At 33.5% G+C, this 18,143-nt stretch carries 18 protein-coding genes; 6 read left to right on the forward strand and 12 right to left on the reverse strand.

Features of this window, described 5'->3' with window-relative positions:
- Both QZN27_RS02565 and QZN27_RS02570 read right to left on the reverse strand, forming a co-directional pair.
- A partial coding sequence (locus QZN27_RS02565) for a putative RNA uridine N3 methyltransferase (RefSeq protein WP_296783200.1) occupies nucleotides 1–695 on the reverse strand: 695 nt, incomplete at its 3' end.
- A gap of 230 nt (nucleotides 696–925) precedes the next feature.
- Entirely contained in the window at nucleotides 926–1,558 is a 633-nt protein-coding gene (locus QZN27_RS02570) for an METTL5 family protein (RefSeq protein WP_296783203.1), read from the reverse strand.
- Between the two features lie 68 nt (nucleotides 1,559–1,626).
- Here QZN27_RS02570 and QZN27_RS02575 point away from each other — a divergent pair, with 68 nt between their 5' ends.
- Both QZN27_RS02575 and QZN27_RS02580 read left to right on the forward strand, forming a co-directional pair.
- A complete protein-coding gene (locus QZN27_RS02575) occupies nucleotides 1,627–3,117 on the forward strand; it encodes an acetyl-CoA carboxylase biotin carboxylase subunit (RefSeq protein ID WP_296783205.1) in 1,491 nt (496 codons plus the stop codon).
- A 20-nt stretch (nucleotides 3,118–3,137) separates the two neighbouring features.
- Entirely contained in the window at nucleotides 3,138–4,046 is a 909-nt protein-coding gene (locus tag QZN27_RS02580) for a biotin--[acetyl-CoA-carboxylase] ligase (protein WP_296783208.1), read from the forward strand.
- A 35-nt stretch (nucleotides 4,047–4,081) separates the two neighbouring features.
- Here the strand turns inward: QZN27_RS02580 and QZN27_RS02585 are convergent, their stop codons facing one another.
- The 3 genes from QZN27_RS02585 to QZN27_RS02595 all read right to left on the reverse strand — a co-directional run bounded on the left by QZN27_RS02585 (nucleotide 4,082) and on the right by QZN27_RS02595 (nucleotide 6,184).
- Nucleotides 4,082–5,233, reverse strand: a complete 1,152-nt coding sequence (locus QZN27_RS02585) for a TIGR03576 family pyridoxal phosphate-dependent enzyme (protein WP_296783211.1) — start codon at nucleotides 5,231–5,233, stop codon at nucleotides 4,082–4,084.
- On the reverse strand, nucleotides 5,234–5,563 hold the full coding sequence (locus QZN27_RS02590) for a hypothetical protein (RefSeq protein WP_296783213.1): 330 nt from the start codon (nucleotides 5,561–5,563) through the stop codon (nucleotides 5,234–5,236).
- A 99-nt stretch (nucleotides 5,564–5,662) separates the two neighbouring features.
- Nucleotides 5,663–6,184, reverse strand: a complete 522-nt coding sequence (locus QZN27_RS02595; RefSeq protein ID WP_296783215.1) for a FumA C-terminus/TtdB family hydratase beta subunit — start codon at nucleotides 6,182–6,184, stop codon at nucleotides 5,663–5,665.
- A 116-nt stretch (nucleotides 6,185–6,300) separates the two neighbouring features.
- Between QZN27_RS02595 and QZN27_RS02600 the strand changes: the two genes are divergently transcribed.
- Nucleotides 6,301–8,121, forward strand: a complete 1,821-nt coding sequence (locus QZN27_RS02600) for a DUF2070 family protein (RefSeq protein ID WP_296783217.1) — start codon at nucleotides 6,301–6,303, stop codon at nucleotides 8,119–8,121.
- Here QZN27_RS02600 and QZN27_RS02605 read toward each other — a convergent pair.
- Entirely contained in the window at nucleotides 8,116–8,388 is a 273-nt protein-coding gene (locus QZN27_RS02605) for a hypothetical protein (RefSeq protein ID WP_296783220.1), read from the reverse strand. The two genes, QZN27_RS02600 and QZN27_RS02605, sit on opposite strands and share 6 nt — an antisense overlap.
- Before the next feature lie 85 nt (nucleotides 8,389–8,473).
- Between QZN27_RS02605 and rqcH the strand changes: the two genes are divergently transcribed.
- Nucleotides 8,474–10,480 carry a ribosome rescue protein RqcH gene (gene rqcH, locus QZN27_RS02610; RefSeq protein WP_296783221.1) on the forward strand — a complete coding sequence of 669 codons (2,007 nt, stop codon included), beginning with the start codon at nucleotides 8,474–8,476 and terminating at the stop codon, nucleotides 10,478–10,480.
- On the opposite strand, the gene QZN27_RS02615 is transcribed toward rqcH, so the two are convergent.
- Both QZN27_RS02615 and QZN27_RS02620 read right to left on the reverse strand, forming a co-directional pair.
- On the reverse strand, nucleotides 10,477–11,196 hold the full coding sequence (locus QZN27_RS02615; RefSeq protein WP_296783225.1) for a metal-dependent hydrolase: 720 nt from the start codon (nucleotides 11,194–11,196) through the stop codon (nucleotides 10,477–10,479). The two genes, rqcH and QZN27_RS02615, sit on opposite strands and share 4 nt — an antisense overlap.
- A complete protein-coding gene (locus QZN27_RS02620; RefSeq protein ID WP_296783226.1) occupies nucleotides 11,196–12,392 on the reverse strand; it encodes a hypothetical protein in 1,197 nt (398 codons plus the stop codon). Before QZN27_RS02620 ends, QZN27_RS02615 begins: the two co-directional genes overlap by 1 nt.
- A gap of 193 nt (nucleotides 12,393–12,585) precedes the next feature.
- Between QZN27_RS02620 and QZN27_RS02625 the strand changes: the two genes are divergently transcribed.
- Nucleotides 12,586–12,792, forward strand: a complete 207-nt coding sequence (locus tag QZN27_RS02625; protein WP_292604580.1) for a class III signal peptide-containing protein — start codon at nucleotides 12,586–12,588, stop codon at nucleotides 12,790–12,792.
- The gene (locus QZN27_RS02630) at nucleotides 12,752–12,967 is read left to right on the forward strand and encodes a class III signal peptide-containing protein (protein ID WP_296783232.1); all 216 of its coding nucleotides are present in this window, start codon (nucleotides 12,752–12,754) and stop codon (nucleotides 12,965–12,967) included. The genes QZN27_RS02625 and QZN27_RS02630 overlap by 41 nt, the downstream gene beginning before the upstream one ends.
- A gap of 19 nt (nucleotides 12,968–12,986) precedes the next feature.
- On the opposite strand, the gene fwdF is transcribed toward QZN27_RS02630, so the two are convergent.
- The 4 genes from fwdF to QZN27_RS02650 all read right to left on the reverse strand — a co-directional run bounded on the left by fwdF (nucleotide 12,987) and on the right by QZN27_RS02650 (nucleotide 17,763).
- Nucleotides 12,987–13,997, reverse strand: a complete 1,011-nt coding sequence (fwdF, locus tag QZN27_RS02635; RefSeq protein WP_296783234.1) for a tungsten-dependent formylmethanofuran dehydrogenase subunit FwdF — start codon at nucleotides 13,995–13,997, stop codon at nucleotides 12,987–12,989.
- Between the two features lie 9 nt (nucleotides 13,998–14,006).
- Nucleotides 14,007–14,198, reverse strand: a complete 192-nt coding sequence (locus tag QZN27_RS02640) for a 4Fe-4S binding protein (protein WP_296783237.1) — start codon at nucleotides 14,196–14,198, stop codon at nucleotides 14,007–14,009.
- A gap of 45 nt (nucleotides 14,199–14,243) precedes the next feature.
- Entirely contained in the window at nucleotides 14,244–14,702 is a 459-nt protein-coding gene (locus QZN27_RS02645) for a phosphopantetheine adenylyltransferase (protein WP_296783240.1), read from the reverse strand.
- Nucleotides 14,703–14,811: 109 nt separating this feature from the next.
- Nucleotides 14,812–17,763: an Ig-like domain-containing protein gene (locus tag QZN27_RS02650; RefSeq protein WP_296783242.1), complete on the reverse strand. Its 2,952-nt coding sequence runs from the start codon at nucleotides 17,761–17,763 to the stop codon at nucleotides 14,812–14,814.
- Nucleotides 17,764–18,143: the final 380 nt, after the last annotated feature.

The following is an 18,143-nucleotide window of genomic DNA, read 5'->3' on the forward strand; positions in this document are numbered from 1 at the left end:
ATTGAAGAATAAGGGCCACCAAATAAAATAGCAATACTTTTACATTCATCTACTTTATGTTTTAATTCATCAAAAATAGAATCAATATAATCTCCATATCTTGTAGTTTCAACAACAAGATCAGGTTTAATTAATTTTAAGCTATTTTTAAGACTCTTATTAGAGGAGATAACATTGTATCCCCAGTAAACGTCATCTGGTTTATCAGGTGTGACTATTACTTCTTTCTTAGCAATTTTAGTAATCTTAAAGTCAAAAATCTTTTTGACAGTAAGTTGCTCTTTACAGAATGCAAGTTTATCCATACCTATATCAACAAAAGTTCCTTTCTTATTTCTTTTAACAGTGAAACCTTGTCTATAATCCCCCACGTCTGGTTGATTATTAACAGGATGATGAGGAGTCCTAAGCGGCGGAAGGATACCTACATGCCTAAGTTCAGGTTTTATAGGAATAGCTTGTTTCCTCAAATATTGAGGTGTATTCATATAATTTAAAACTTCAGCAATAAAAGCTCCATCCTCTTTCCCATCTTCGTTTTTATCATGACTATCATTATAGATAACCACATTATCTGCTTTAAAAATAGCTAAAGCTCTTGCTATAATTCCCACTTTATAAGTACGAATTTTAAGATCTTTAGACTCAGAAAGAAATGAGTTTGGAATAAATATAGATAGCTCATCTTTATACATTAGTAATACATTTGGCATGTAAACTATATAAAGATTACCCTACATTTATATAGCTATCACTAAATAGACTTACACATTTACAAAATATTATATCAATTATAATATCTGTAGCTTCTTATATGCTACCAACTTTTTTATACTCAGAGAATATATTAATATAAAATATGTACTATCCACTATATAAAGGTATTGTTTTTTTGTAAAAAAATAAGAATTTTTGAAAATAAAAATTATTTTAAAATTGCCCGTATAACAATAACATCAACATTTTGCTTTTCTTTTGTATGAAAATCATAAATTTTTGGAATAGGAAAGTTATACCTAAAAATATGAGTAATTTCCAGCCCGTTATCTTCATAATATCCGATTAAAAAATCCTGTGTGGATGCCATATGAAATGAATATAAAACATCTGGATTCAAATCGATGGCCTTTTGAACAAATTTCAAATCCTGACCTGACTTTGCATTTCTTTGAGATCCGAATGGAGGGTTTTGAAATACAGTATCTGCATTGGACTCATGATTAAATTCATCAATGTCACTGACAATGAAATCTGCGTTGTCGACTTTTAATTTATCCTTAACATCCATTGCCAAACTAATGGAATCCTCATCAACATCTACACCAATTGATGAAGAGGCACCCATCAATGCGGAAGCGATTGCAAAGACACCTGTTCCACAACCCAAATCAATAACATCCCTGTCTTCAATATCCCCAAGGGCAAATGCATTCCACACTAAATCAGAAGCAATAACTGCCGGAGTGGTATACTGTTCAAGACCAACCTTAGGTTTTGGGTGGTTTGGAATTGATTGGAGTTTCATTTCCAAATGTTTTTTACGAGTAATTTTTTTCATTAATCAAATATTTAATATATCATGTAATATATAATTATATATTAATGAAAAAATTCAGAGGTTTTTAAATGTTTGAAAAAATATTAATCGCAAATAGAGGAGAAATAGCCATTAGAGTAATGCGTGCTTGTCGTGAACTCGACATCAAAAGTGTAGCTATTTACTCTGATGCAGACAAAACATCTCTTTATACAAATTATGCTGATGAAAGCTATCCATTAGGAAATCCTTCACCTGCAAAATCATACTTAAATATAGAAAAAATTATGAACATTGCAATTGAATCAGGGGCTGATGCAATACACCCAGGTTACGGATTTTTAGCTGAAAATCCTAAATTCGGTGAAGAATGTGAAAAAAATGGAATAAAATTAATCGGACCAAGCGGAAAAGTAATCAACAGCATGGGAGATAAAATCACATCAAAAGCTCTCATGAAAAAAGCTGGAGTTCCAGTCATTGAAGGTACACCTGAAGGCGTAAGCGATATTGAAGAAGCCAAAGAAATTGCTAGCCAAATTGGATATCCTGTTATTGTAAAAGCTTCCGCCGGTGGTGGTGGAATTGGTATGCGTGCAGTTTATAAAGAAGAGGAACTTGTACAGGCAATCGAATCCACACAATCCGTAGCGTCAACAAATTTCGGTGATTCAACAGTATTTATTGAAAAGTATCTTGAAAAACCAAGACACATAGAATTCCAAATATTGGCTGACGAACACGGTAACGTAATTCATGTAGGGGACAGGGAATGTTCCATTCAGAGAAGACACCAAAAGCTCCTTGAAGAAGCCCCTTCACCAATCATGACTGAAGAGTTAAGGGAACAAATGGGTGGAAGCGCTGTAAAAGCTGCAGAATACATAGGATACAAAAGTGCAGGAACTGTTGAATTCCTATATGACAATGGAGAATATTACTTCCTTGAAATGAACACCCGTATTCAAGTAGAACACCCAATTACCGAATTGGTTACCAATACTGATTTGATCAAAGAGCAAATTAAAATTGCAAACGGTGATGAATTAACTTACAGTCAAGATGACATAAAAGTAACTGGTCATGCAATCGAATGCCGTATCAATGCAGAAGACCCACTTAACGACTTTTCACCTAACCCCGGTAAAATTACAGGTTACAGATCCCCTGGTGGACCAGGTGTACGTTTAGACAGTGGAGTTTATATGAATTATACAATTCCAACATTCTATGATTCAATGATTTCCAAACTAATTACCTATGGAAGAAACAGAAATGATGCAATTAACAAAATGAAAAGGGCATTAAGCGAATACATCATTTTAGGTGTCAAAACCACAATTCCATTCCATAAAGCTGTCTTAAGAAATCCTAACTTTATTTCTGGAGACCTGAACACCCATTTCATTGATACCTATAAAGTGGGTATTGAAGAAGAAATGGTCAATGTTATTGCAGAAGATTTGGAATATGTAAACAAATTAAAATCCACATTCATGCCTGCTAAAAAAATTGCAGCAATTTCTGCTGCAGTCGGATCTTACTTAACTGATGCAAAACAGCAAATGGATAAGCAATAAGTTTATACCGGAGATTTCAGATGAAAAATGAAATCCTAAACTTATTGAAAAGAGAAGGCATGATTTCCGAAGAGATTAATGATGCAAACATCAATGAGTTTGCAGATTTAATTGAAGAAATCGGCAAGAATGAAACAGAATACATAAAATCCTCTGAAATTTCACAAGATTTGAACACAAAATATGTTGGGAAAAATCTATATGTTTTCAGCGAAGTGAGTTCAACAAACACTATAGCCAAATTCCTGTCCCAAAATGGAATTGGAAACGGCAGTGTTGTTATTGCTGAGAAACAAACAGCCGGAAGAGGAAGGTCTGGAAAATCATGGGAATCTCCATTGGGTGGAATATGGTTATCAATCATATTAACCCCTGATGTTGATTATTCCAAAATTCCTCTTATTACTTTGGCTACCGGCGTTGCAGTTGCAAAAACTCTTGAAAAAATGGGTGTTGAAAATCCTGAAATAAAATGGCCAAATGACATTATGATAAACGGCAAAAAGGTCTGCGGGATTTTAACAGAAGCCATAACTAATTTTAATACCATAGAACATGTCATTATCGGTGTTGGCATTGATGCCAATTTGAGTATTGAAGATTTCCCTGAAGAATTGCAAAATACAACCACAACTCTTGAAAAGGAAATCGGAAGAGTGAACGAAAATCTTTTAATAAAAACCTTTTTAGAAGAACTTGAAAAAATCAGCGAATTGTTTAACAGCAAACGCTATGAGGACATATTAAAGGAATGGCGAAAACGTTCTTATACCATCGGCAAAGTAGTTGAAGTGAAAAAACCATTCAACAGATCCTATGATGCCTATGCAGTAGGCATTTCAAAAGAAGGAGCCTTGATTGTTGAAAAAACAGACGGCACCCTTGAAAAAGTAATCTCCGGAGAATGCCTAATTAAAAAATTAAACTGAATGTTATACTGACGTATAACATTTTCTATCACCAATTATGAAAAAACTATTTTTTTGCACTCATCTTCATTTGGAACGACATTTACCAATTTATCAAATGAAGAATTGATTTTTTGAGATAAATCCTCTAAATCCAGGTTAAATGCGTCAGCAGTTGACAAATCAAATCTTATTGTAGCTGATGCACCAGGCATTCCAACAGCAGGAATTGTAATTATTCCATAATCTTTTAGTAAAATCAGTGAAAATACAAATGCCAAATCATTATCTGATAAATCATGGGAGACATCAATTTCCCTGGCCAAATCTTCAGGAGTAATCATGACTCCAGTTGGAGTTTTTTGAATATGGCTGAAGCTTTTTTCCAACAAATCAAATAATTGATCTTTTCTTTCAAAACTTTTAACAAGATTCTCGCCATTGAAGTTTTTAATTCCGTTCAGCATGGCAAGCACTGCAGGCGGTTGGGCTTCAAGACCAAATTGATGAACTTTAACTTTGATTTCATCAATTAATTCCTTTCGGCCAGCCATTAATCCTCCTCTTGGACCTGGCATTAATTTATCAGTGCTTGTAATTGCAATATCTGCACCCAAATCACATGCCTTTGCTTGATTAAATACAACTGTCCTGAGCCTTGCTCCAGAGGCATCATCAACCATTACAGGAATGTCCCTTTCATGAGCCATTTCAATAACTTTTTTAAATTCGCCTTCATCGATTACCTTATGATCCATTGTAGAACCGGTAATTACAACCAATGAAGTATTATCAGGTATTGTGAAATCCTCAAAAACATCAGTTTCAAAGTAGTTTGCCCCGACTAAACTGCAACTACGAGGTATTGACGGATGGGCAGGCAACTTTGCAAGATAATGAACAACATTGGAATCCTTTCCAACCAATGCCAAGATAGTGGCCAGGATCCCTGAAGAGGTCCTATTTAATGGAAGAACCTTTTCACCACCCATATGTTCAATTCCAACCTCCTGAAGGGCATCTTCAAAAATAGCTGGGCCAACATAAGTTTCCAAAAGACTTAACTCTGAAGGACTTGCAATAAATCCGCCAGACAGCCCAGTTAAGTCAAATAAAAATTCGCGCCCCTTATTTTCAACTATATCCTTAATAATTGACAGGGCACTTTCTCTTTTTTTAACTTCATCTAAAGAATTATTAATTATCATCTAATCAGAGTCGTCTAATTGTAATTTATAGTCTTCAAAGAACTCGATTATAGATTTTAATTGTTTTTCATTAATATCAATAGATGTATATTCCTCATCTTCAGGAATTTGATAATAATATTCAGCGAATAAAACTTTACCTTCAGGGCTTGTAAAAATAGTTATTCCGTCAGTAAGCTTATCCGGATTCTTGTTTTGGAATTCGATTTCAAAAGAAGTTCCGAATTTTTGAGAAAACTTCTCTTTTTCTTCAGGCTCCCTATTACCTTTCCTAATTTTTGCCATTCTAGATTTGAATTTTTTTTCTGCAACTTCATCAATATCAGCCATAAATACACTTCCTCTTAATTTATATCAAATTATAAAATAATAATAATTTAAAATATACTATAAACTAATCTCATATATAAGTATTATTATTCAAAATTTTCAATCATATAAACTATTTCCATGACTATCCATAGCAACTATAAGAGGTCCAAAATCCTTGACCTTTAAATTCCACATGGCTTCTGGCATTCCCAAGTCAAGCCAGTCCACACTTTCGATTTTTTCAACAGCATCAACATATAATGCTGCACATCCTCCAGTTGCCACAACATATAATGCATTATTACGAATTAAAGCTTCACGAACGGTGTCATCCATTCCACCTTTACCAATGACGATTTTAGGACCCATATCCAAAACATCACTCTGATAAGGGTTCATCCTCATTGAAGTAGTCGGACCAATGGCAACCATCTGATAATCATCATCTTTTTTAGTTATTATCGGCCCTGCATGGAAAAGCACAGCTCCTTCAATATCTAATGGAGCACCCTGTTCAATAAGGCGTTTATGTGCCTGATCCCTTGCAGTTAAAATATTACCTGTCAAATAGACTACATCACCAGCTTTTATCTCATCTAAATTTTCATCTTTGATTGGGACATTCAATCTTTTTTCCATATATCCACCCTATAAATTAATAATAATCTTTTTATTAAAAAAGTAATATACTTATAACTATATAAAATTTTTAGATTAAATAAATTTAATGGCTAAAGATAACCTCGAGGAAAAATATGTCAAGTATGAGTAGTGTTGCGGGTCTGTCAAAATTTATAACAACCCTGCCAGAAACAAAATATTCCATAATGGGAATGGCAATAATAAGTTTTCTGATTGGTAGTGCTTTTTACATTATTGATTTGTCACCGGGAATGGGAATCATTCAAGATTTCATTTATGGAGGATTATTCGGCTTTGTAGTTCTTGGTGTTAGTTCAATTATGAGTGGAGCCCTAAATCAGCAAGTTATAAGTAGCCTTCATGGAATCAACTTGAAAATAAAGCATTCCATGTTTTTATCAGGATTATCAATGACCATATTAGGAATATTTGTGCTTTTGGGATGCATAGTTTCCAGATTAATCAATGTGGACATATTTGTAAATTCAATGATATTCGCCTGTGTTCTGGTATACGGTTTCAACACATTGGTATTCTGGGCAACATCCAAAGTCCGATTTTCCGTAGCGGCAATAACAGGATTCATTCAACCTGTGCTCATCATAGCAATGTACATATCAATTTCATTCCTGTTTATAGATACAAGTTTTATGGGACCTGTGATATTCCAGATCATCCTTAAAGCATTTGTTGCATCAATAATATTTGTTATAGCAATCTATGCTTTCATTACCATTATCGCTTCCCCATTCAAGAAAAATCTGGGAATTGGAGTATTGGATTTATTAAGCCTATTCATTGCCCATATGAATGAAGGATCCAACTCCCTTGAGGGACTGTTTGAAAATATGAGTGAAGCTATTGACACTATTGTTTCATTCGTCAGTTTCAAAACCGAAAATGGAATTAAAGCATTGTTTATCTCACCATCAGTACATCCTGGACCTTTAGGAGATTTGGGCGGGTCAAATATGCCTACATTACTTGCAAATAAATTCGATTGCTTTACAATGGTTGCACATGGTCCTTCAACTCATGACTTTAACCCTATTGCCGTGCGTGAAATCGATAAGATAGAAAACTCCATAAGAAAGGGCCTGGAAAGAGTTGAGTACTCTGAAAATGCAAGCAAGTTTGTAAGGTATAACTGTGAAAAGGCAAACATTGGAGTTCAATTCTTCAACGAGGGAATGGTGATATTATCTACTTTTGCTCCTGAAGCCGTTGACGATATTGAATTCGGTGTCGGACTGACAATGATGGCACAAAGCAGAAACCATTGTAACGTTAAAGATTCCGTGATTGTCGACTGCCACAACTCATTTACTGCTGAAAGCGGTGAAGTGCTTCCTGGAAATGCGGAAGTGTTCCAGTTAATTGATGTTATTGATTCAATTGATCCTGAACAAGAAAAATACGACATTAAAATAGGATGCCATGAGGACAACATGGATGACCTTGATAAAAATGATGGTGTCGGTGAAAGCGGAATAAAGACAATGATTGTTGAAGTCGCAAATCAAAGAACCGCTTATGTACTATTTGATGCAAACAATATGGAAATCGGATTCAGACAGGAAATCATTGACGCTGTAAGTGATTTGGAGATAGACGAGATTGAAGTGATGACAACTGACACTCATACAGTAAATACCATTTCAAGAGGATATAATCCTATAGGAATTGTAAAAAGAGCTGAAATTATAGAATATGCTAGGGCCAGCATAATTGAAGCAATTAAAGATTTAGAAAAAGTTGAAGTTGGAACTGGAACCAATAAAATAAAGAATCTTAATACATTCGGCCCTAAAAACTCAACAGAGTTGATTTCTACAATCAGTTCAGTAGTGGCCGTGAGCAAGATCATAGCTCCAGTTTTACTTATAACATCATTATTTATCGCATTTATATGGATTTTCTTTGGTGGTTTATAAATACAATACAAATAAAGTGAATGCAATAACCCATGTAAAGTAGAAAGGAGCTATTCCATCCCATAACCACTGACTAAATCCAGAGATTTCATCTCCTGCGATTTTTTGAGAAAATTGGCCAATGAAATATAATATTATTACAGCAATGAAAAACGCAAATACGTCATTTTTAAATCCGAACCAACCAAGTGTAAGTCCGGTTGAAAGTAAAGCTGCAACAAGGCCTGCAACAATATGAATACTTGTAACTTTAACAGTAGCGTCCATTTATATCCTCCATTAAATTAAATATATTAATATAATTTTAGTGATTATAATATATTAAGGTATTGATTAAAAAAGGTGTTTGATAATGAAATCCATGTCCAATGTTGACATTTTTACAATAAGTAATGAACTGAATAATTTATTAAGTGGGGCTAGAGTCGATAAATCATTTCAACCTACAAAAGACATAGTTGTTATGAGATTTCATGTTCCTGGAACCGGAAGAATAGATCTGGTAATGCAATGCGGCTCCAGAATACATACAAGTCAATATCCCCTTGAAAATCCGACTACACCACCGACATTTCCAATGCTTTTGAGAAAAAGAGTGAAGGGAGCACATGTCGAAAGCATCAAGCAACATAATTTTGACCGTGTAGTCGAGATAAAAGTTAAAAAAGACAAATATTACACAATAATTGTCGAATTGTTCGATAAAGGAAACATCATACTTTTGGATGATGAGAACAATATCATTTTGCCTCTTAAAAGGAAACGTTTGAGCAGCAGAGACATCAGCTCAAAGATTGAATATGCCTTCCCAGAAGAGAGGGGAATCAATCCTATAGCAATTACTGAAAAAGAATTCAAGGAAGTTTTTAATGATTCTGAAAGTGATGTTGTAAGGACTCTTGCAATTAATGGGCTTGGAAGCTTATATGCTGAGGAAGTTGTAAAAAGAGCCAATGAAATAACTGAACTGGACAAAAATACACCTAACAATGAATTAACCGAAAAACAGCTGGAAGGGTTATACAAAGGATTCAAAGATTTATTCGATAACCTGACCGAGGACACCATCAAACCTCAAATTGTAAAAAGCGATGCCAAAGAGGATGTTGTTGCACTGGATTTGAAAAAATATGAGAATTTTGAAAAGACATACTTTGAAAGCTTCAATGAGGCATGTGATGAATTCTATTCAAAAAAAGTAAACACCAGCATAAAAAATACCCGAGAGTCAGCATGGAATAAAAAAGTAAACAAGTTTGAAAAAAGGTTACGTTTACAACAAGAAACACTTGATAATTTTTACAAGACCATTGAAGATAGCCAACATAAAGGAGAGATTATTTATTCTAATTACACTACCATCGAAAATATAGTAAATGTTGTAAACCAAGCAAGGAGTAAGGACTACTCTTTCAAAGATATTGGAAAAACATTGAAAAAAGCTAAGAAAGATGGAATGGCAGAAGCTCAAATTTATGAATCAATAGATAAGATGGGTGTTTTGACATTAAACATTGATGACACAACAGTAAATATCGATCCTAAATTGACCATACCTGAAAATGCTGAAAATTATTATGAAAAGGCTAAAAAAGCAAAAAGAAAAACAAAAGGTGCCCAAATAGCAATTGAAAATACTAAAAAACAACTCGAAGACATCAAAGCTAAAAAGGATATTGCAATGGAAAATATTGCGGTTCCAAAAAAGAGAGTGAAGAAAAATCTCAAGTGGTATGAGAAATTAAGATGGTTTTTAAGTTCAGACGGCCATCTGGTCATCGGAGGACGTGATGCCAACAGCAATGAAAGTGTCGTGAAGAAATACTTGGAACCTAATGACATTTACTTACATGCTGATATACACGGTGCATCATCAACAGCCATAAAATTAAATGGAGATGAATTAAATGACACTCTCCTTAAAGAATCAGGAGAGTTTGCTGCATCCTTTTCATCTGCTTGGTCAATGGGCTTCACATCTCAAGACGTATTTTGGGTCAATCCGGACCAGGTCACAAAAACACCGGAATCAGGGGAGTTTCTGGCAAAGGGTTCATTTGTCATAAGAGGCCATAGAAATTACATCAGAGGAGCACGGGTAAAACTGGCAATTGGAATTGTCGATTATGAAGGAAAAAGAATAATGGCCGGCCCAATAGAAGCCTTGGAGAAATACTGCGACAATTATGTTGTGATAAAACCGGGATTTACTAAAAAAGAAGCAATAGCCAAAAAAATCATACATAAAATAAATGAAGATGACCTATTAACTCTTGATGACATAATAAGAGTATTGCCATCAGGAAAATGTGACATCGATGAAGAATATCATCAAAGAAAAAAATATGAAAAAAATTAATCCTGATAGTCTTCAGGATTAAACTCAAAATATTCGTCAGGATTCATAACCACAACATCAATGTTTGGGTTAAACTGACTTACAAAATTAGCGAAAATTGCTGGATCTTGTTCTATTGGTGGAAATGTATTGTAATGCATTGGAATAACAACTTTTGGGTTCATCCACATTGTACCAAGAGCAGCTTCAAAAGGACCCATTGTAAATTTATCACCAATAGGGACCAACACCACATCAGGCTTGTAAATTGCACCAATAATATCTTTCATATCACCAAACAATCCAGTATCCCCACAGTGATATATCTTGGTTCCGTCTTCGAAAGTTATTAGAAAGCTTGCAGCAGTTCCCCCAGGAACAGTCTCTTCCATAATATCAATATCTGAAGAGTGTTTGGCTTCAAGCATTGTGAATTTAATATTTCTGAATATGAATGAACCGCCGATATTAACACTAATGTTTCTTATCCCCTGCTGTGCTAAAAAGAGTGAAATTTCATGAATACAGGCAATAGGTGCATTAGTACTGTTGGATATTTCTAATGCATCCCCGAAATGGTCTGAATGCCCATGAGTGAGTAAAATAATATCCGGATTTAATTCTTCTACCGGAACTTCACATGAGGGATTATTGCTAATGAACGGGTCGATTAATATTTTAACGTTATCATCACTAATAATTTCAAAAGCGGAATGTCCAAGCCACCTAATCTCCATTATGCGACACCACCATTAGCAGCGCCCATAAGAATATTTTCATCCAAATTAGATGCTATATTCCAAGTCTTTTCAAAGTCAGCCCTTATATTTGAAATGGAATTCCTATCGTTATAGATAGCACCATATTCTACGGCATCCTTGCCTTCTGAAATAATCATTGCATGAGAATCATCAGTAATCAAATTGATTGAATGTACCTTTGGAACTGTTTTAATGTGCACACCCTGTTTGAGAAGAGATGAAATTAAAAACATGTAAGACATGTCTGAAACATCAAACTCATTGATGATTACTCTGGAATAGATTGTTGGAACATGAGATAAAAACCTGTCAGACAAATCATTCAATGAAGGAATTTCCAACATTATTTCCTTATGAACATTTACTGCAAGATTGTCAAATGCTTCCTTAGAAGTTAAAAGACCGTCATCGGAAAGTACATAACTATTGAGAGATTTTGGAACAGGTAAACTCTCAGGATTGTTAACATCAATTTTAATTTCCCTGGCAGGAACTTCTGGAGCTCTTTTGGTTGGAGCATCAAAAACAGGTTCAAGTACAGGTTCATGTATAGGTTCAATAACTGGTTCCTCTGCGGCTAAAGCATGTTGAATCTCATTGGAATTGTCTGTTGGTTCAACAATGAAATCAGGAATTTCCTCTACTATGTATTCGCCTTCTCTTCTCTTAGGAGCACGAGTAACTTTCAATGGTTTACCATAATAAGGTTCAAAATCCAATTGATTGTCAAAATTAACTTCTTTTTCCGGTTGCGGAACAACTCTTAAAACAGCTTTTGAACTTCTGTCATAATCATCATTGAAATAACTTCCATCGGAACTTGGAAAATCGCCAAGTTCTAACTCTTCATAAGCGCCATCGTCATAATCATTGAATTCTTTTCTTACTTTTAAAGGACCTTTGGAAGTGTCGTCCTTAGATTTCCTTTCAAATGCGCTGAAAGAACGTCCTCCATTTTCTCTAGATTCTAAAAATTCTTTAATCTTATTAGTAGTCCTATCCGCATTAGATTCGACAAAATAGCTAATCATAAGTATTATTCCAACTATTGAAATAACCAGACCAACTATTAAAAGAATATCTATCAAGTTATAGACTGCTGTCTCATATGCTATGAGAACACCAATTACAAATAAAATAAAACCTGAAACTAATTTAATTGTATTTCCCACGTTTTCACCCTTATCAATTATTATCACTCTATTATTTAACTATTAATTAATATATTAAAAACCATTTATAAAGTTAATGGAAAAAATAGGAAAAAATAGGAAAAATTTAGCGAAAAAAACTAAAAAGTAATACTTTTTTAAAAGATAGTAATATTAATATAGTAAAAAATCCAATGTTTAATTGGTGAAAAAAATGAAAAAAATGAAAAAATTCTTCAAAGAAAATTCGGGTCAAGGTGCCGCAGAATACATTCTTCTGTTTGGAGGAGTTATTGTTATAGCATTGCTTGCATTAACAATATACAGATCATACATGAACACAAGCGATGTCAGCCTAAAGGCAAAAGATGACATTATCGATGTCAGAAACACAATACTTGACAACAGGACCCATGTATAGTAAAAAACTTGACAACAAGGGACAGGGAAGCGCTGAATTAATCCTGATTATTGGAGGATTAATAGTTATTGTGCTTCTTGTTGGAAGTTATATGTCTCATATAACAGAACAAACACAAACAAACGTTAAAAATTTGTTGCAAAAAGAAAGAGATTTTTTAATAAATAAAATATGAAAATGGAGAGGAATACTCTCTATTTTCCAATCAACAAAGTATTTAATATTTCATTCCATGATTCGGAATTAACATTATTTAATTTCATGGATGTCCTTGATAAAACTCTGATATCCTGCGGACATGCAGTTACACAAGCTCCACACAAATTACAGAAGTTTAAATCAGTGACAGATTTGCCATCTTCAATTTTAACCGCATTGCATGGACAAACATCAAGACAAGCATGACATGAATCGCCTTTACATACCTTTTCATCATTTTCAACCAGTTCCAGTGTGCCCTCGAATGGTTTAGAAATTGTAATTGCATCCACAGGACAAATCTTTGAACACCAGGAGCAGTATACACATGATGATTCTGAAATTAAGGTTTCACCAGTGATTTCTACCTCTTCTATTTCATCATAATACATACAGGTTGAACAGACTTGATTTATTGCATCTTCAGGACATACCCTCTTACAAATTCCACAGAAAATACATTTAGACAAATCAACTTCAATCGAATTGTTTAGTGCATCATTACTTGCTGTTGGAATATTCTTAATTAGAATAGCTCCTGCAGGACACATGTCTGCACAAAAAGAACAATAAATACATTGTTCCTCATCGATATCCATCTCTCCCCTCACCAAATCAACTGGATTTGGAAGGTTTCTTCTAAAGATAATTGAATCCTGAGGACAAACGGCATAACATCTTCCACAGTAAATACAGTCTTCATCATGAACTTCAGATTCGATATCCCATTTCGGATAAGATTTAATGTCCTTGACGTCAGTTCCCTCAATACTTAATGATAATGCATCAAATGGGCAAGCAACAGAACACAATCCGCAAAAAACACAGGATTCCTGATTAACGGATACCAAATCCATTTCTATTAATCCCCGTGCAATTGGCACAATAGGACCCAATCTTAAAGAATCAGTGGGACATACATCAACACATATGCCACAACCGACACAATTTTTATCCTTATAAGATAATTTACGGTGTTCTTCACCGCCTCTTTCAATATTAAACATTATTATCCCTCATGCTTTGGAAATAGCTTGATTTGGACAATTTTGTATGCAGAGATCACAATCATCACAATTTTCAGGGACTATTTTAACGTCACCGTCTTCCTCTATAATTGCACCTTGCTCACAAAGTTTAATGCATAATCCTTGTACCGGACAATTTGCAATGTGTCCGCATACGTCTGGATCTATTTTTACTGCCATATAACCACCTCTCTTCATTAAAATATTTTTTGACAAATATTTTGATTATTGAATGAATTTCCCATTTTGATTAATTTCCCCACGTCTGATTCGTGTAGAGGAAATGGGATTTCCATCATAGGCCAAAACAAAACTAACTACAACAATATCCAGTGGCATCATGCCTTTAGAAACTCTAATTTCATTGATTTCCACTGCTGTAGGTTCAGTCTCCTCACTTACAACAATAGCCTCAATATTCTCGTCATATATCGTAGTTCCATAAGGGTCTTCCAATGGAACAACAACAAAATTAGATTTATCCGAAAAAAAAGATTTGAGATTTGACATTCTCACTTTACAAGAATCAATATCTCCTTTTAATCCTCCAAATTCATCAGAAGTGACTCCGATTTCAATTTGATTGCCTATTTCAAAAGCAGTGGACAATAATTTCTTGTGTCCATCATGGAATTTATCAAAAGTTCCCCCCACAGCCACTTTATTATATCTTTTAGAATTCATAACAATGTCCTAATTAGCTTGTTATTTAAATATTTGGTAAAACTCTTATAAATTTATTGGCTATGAAAAAAAAGAAAATTTTAAAAAAAAAATAAAAAAAAGTAGTTAATTAGAATGGAAGGCTAATGTAATGACCTTGAAGTCCATATGAATGGGTATTCCAATTAGCTACATGACCTAACGAGTTCCTAGAACTTGTTGCGTCAGCAACAGTCCAAGTATTGCCGACCAATACTTGCGCCCATACATGTCCATAGGTGTTACCACTTGAAAAGTGACAGGTACCGTGAACATATCTGGCAGGCATTCCAGCAGCCCTATACATTGCCACAAGTATGTGTGCATGATCTACACAGTTACCGGATTTGGCATTTAGAGTTCCTAATGCACCATATTTAGTGTTATAATAGAAACTATAAGATATTGTGTCTCTTACATAGTTGAAAATCTTATTTGCTTTTTCTTTATCGCTCTTACAATTCTTAGTCAACTTAGCAACTAATTTTTTGATTTTTGCATTATTCACTTCACAATTATGGGAAGCAGCCAAATACTTAATCAAATTGGTAATTTTATTTTTGTTGTTTAAAACTCCAGTGTATGAAGTTGAAGAACTTGATAAAGATTTAACTTGTACGTAAGCAGGCATTTTCTTATTTTTACCGTACTGAACAAGTACCTTTGAAAATGCATTGACCAATCCATTATAACCGATAGACCCTACTTTAGAGCTTACTGAATTCGGCAATTTTCCTTGAGATTCGGAAGTTTTAACAACCTTTTTTGCCACACTGAGATAGTTTCTCAAATATCCTAAATCATATGCAGCTTTAGGTTTGCTAGGATTTTCCATAACTTTTATGGATATATCCTTTTTATTACCTGCTTTCAAGTTTACAATAGCTTTAGAAGCTAAATATAAATAGTCAGCAGTTTTGAAAGAAACATCCCCAATCTTAACAGAGGAAGGTAACTTAGAATGTTTTGAAATATAACTTTTAACGCTTTTAGATGCAGCGATAATATTCTTAATAGATACCTTGTTTGCAACATAAATGCTTGCTGAGCCATGGTTAGTGCCTTGGCTGAATTTTATGTTGTGAGTTCCTTTAGATAATGCACCTAAACCAACAGTTGCAACACCTTTGGAGTTGGTTTTGGAAGTTAAATTTTTACCTTTGAAATTAAAGACAACTTGTTTATCTTTAACAGGCTTATTATTTTCATTCACTACTTTAACAGAATAAGTAACACTTTTTCCATTGGAAGCATACTTGTTCTTCGCTACCAATTTAGTTCCCTTAACTACTATCTTTTTAGTAATAGGGGCAGACTTATAAATTGGATCAGAGACAATTGTCTTAGCAGTGTAATGACCTGCACCATTAGTTATATCTAACTTGGCAACACCATTTGCATCAGTTTTATAAGTTTTAGAACTGCCACCAATAACGGTTTTGACATAAACATCTTTAAGAAGACGTCCAGATTCATCTTTAACTTTTACCGAATATTTGGAACCGTCATTCACCTTCATAGTCAAATCTTTTGCGCTTAATTTAGCTACACGTTTAAGGATTATAATTCTATTTGAACCGTGACTATAATCCTTTGATCCGGAAGTTGAATGAGAATATTTCACAACATAATTACCCGGCATCACATCTTTTAAAGAAAGTTTAGCATTTCCATTTTTATTGGTTTTGCAGATGATAGTTTTTCCTTTAAACTTAAATTTAACTTCTTTGTTTGCTAAATCTTTGCCTTTGGCGTTTGTTAATTTAACTTTATATTTGGATCCATCATTATACTTCATCACTAAATTTTTTGAAGATAATTTTGTAGTCGGATTTGCAACCACTATCTTTGCACTGCCACTGTCTGAATAAAAATTCTTATTGCCGTCAAACTTAAATTTAATTTTATAAGTACCTTTAGCAAGAACAGGGATAGTGAATTTAGCTTCCCCCTTCGCATTAGTCTTTGAGGTTACTTTTGTGTTATTTAAAGTAAAACTGACTTTTTTATTCTTAAGCAATGCGCCGTGGTTTGATTTTAAAACAACTTTGAATGAATATTTCTTATTTGCAGGAACATATGTTTTGCCTTTTGAGGTTAATTTAGTACCTTCTTTTTTAACGACAATTTTATGTGAAACTGTTTCCTTTGAATAAGGGTTAGTTGCAGTAATAGTATATTTGCCTGCAGCCAAATTAATATTAATAGTTGCAACACCATTAGCATTAGTTTTTTTAGTATAAGTTTTTCCATTTAATTTGAAAGTAACTCCAGTATTTGCCAATACCTTATTATTTTTCCAAAATGTTACCTTATATGCAGATGCATATCCATAATTTTTAGTTAAATCACTTCCAACAGCAGATGATAATACTTTAACCTTTTTTGAAAGGGAAGATGAAGAATATCCAGAATTTCCTCCATAAGTCAATGCAACAGTATATGATCCAACTTTCAAACTTTCAGTTTTAATTGAAGCCACACCATTAGCATTGGTAAAACCTGTGTAAGATTTCTTATTAACTTTAAGAGTAATTTTCTGATTTGCTAAAACTTTACCATTACTATCTTTTAAAGTAACATCAAAATAAGTTGATGATTTACTATAGTGAGTATCAGTCACACTTAACTTTGTAGATACTTTACTAGCAGCAATAATACTTGAACTATCAGCACTAACTATATTATTACTTGGACTATCAGCAACAACACTATCAGCACTTGAACTAGTTGAACTTAAAGTATTTTCCCCAACTGCGTCAACATTATCGGAAGTTAATTGTTCTTGATAATTATCCTCATAATCAGAACTAGTATTTAGAACTTCATCATCAGGACAATTCCCCAAATTATCATCATGAGAATTAACTATATTAGTTTCTGAGATAGAAACCTCGTTAGAAATTTCTAATTTATTATTTGCAGATGATGAAACATCATCTCCTATTAAATAATTTGAATCTTCTGTTTCTGAAACATTAATTGATTCTGCTGCGCTGACTGCTCCAATTGCAAGGAACACCATCAATACAACGAAAATCATTAATGATCTGTTTTTAATCGAAATTTTTCCACCTCTTGGTTCTCATTACGAAAATTTTATAGTAAACTATGATTATACTACGATATAGTATTTCATAATGAGTGGATAAAACTTATAAATCTTATCTTATATAAATGTTTTTGATACTCCAATGTGGAAAAAACCCATTTTTATTGCTCAAATTAATGAAAAAAGATTAAAACATGATAGAAATGGCCAACAAAGCGAAAAATATAGTAAAATTAACTATGATAAAATTAAAAATCTTAAAAGTTAACAAAAATTTTACAAAATAGATAAAAAATAAAATTTATAATTGGTAATACTTTTTATTAAAAATTAAAAAAGATTCAATAATTACATTAAAATCAAAAGAAGAT

Source organism: uncultured Methanobrevibacter sp. (assembly GCF_900316895.1).
GTDB lineage: Archaea > Methanobacteriota > Methanobacteria > Methanobacteriales > Methanobacteriaceae > Methanocatella.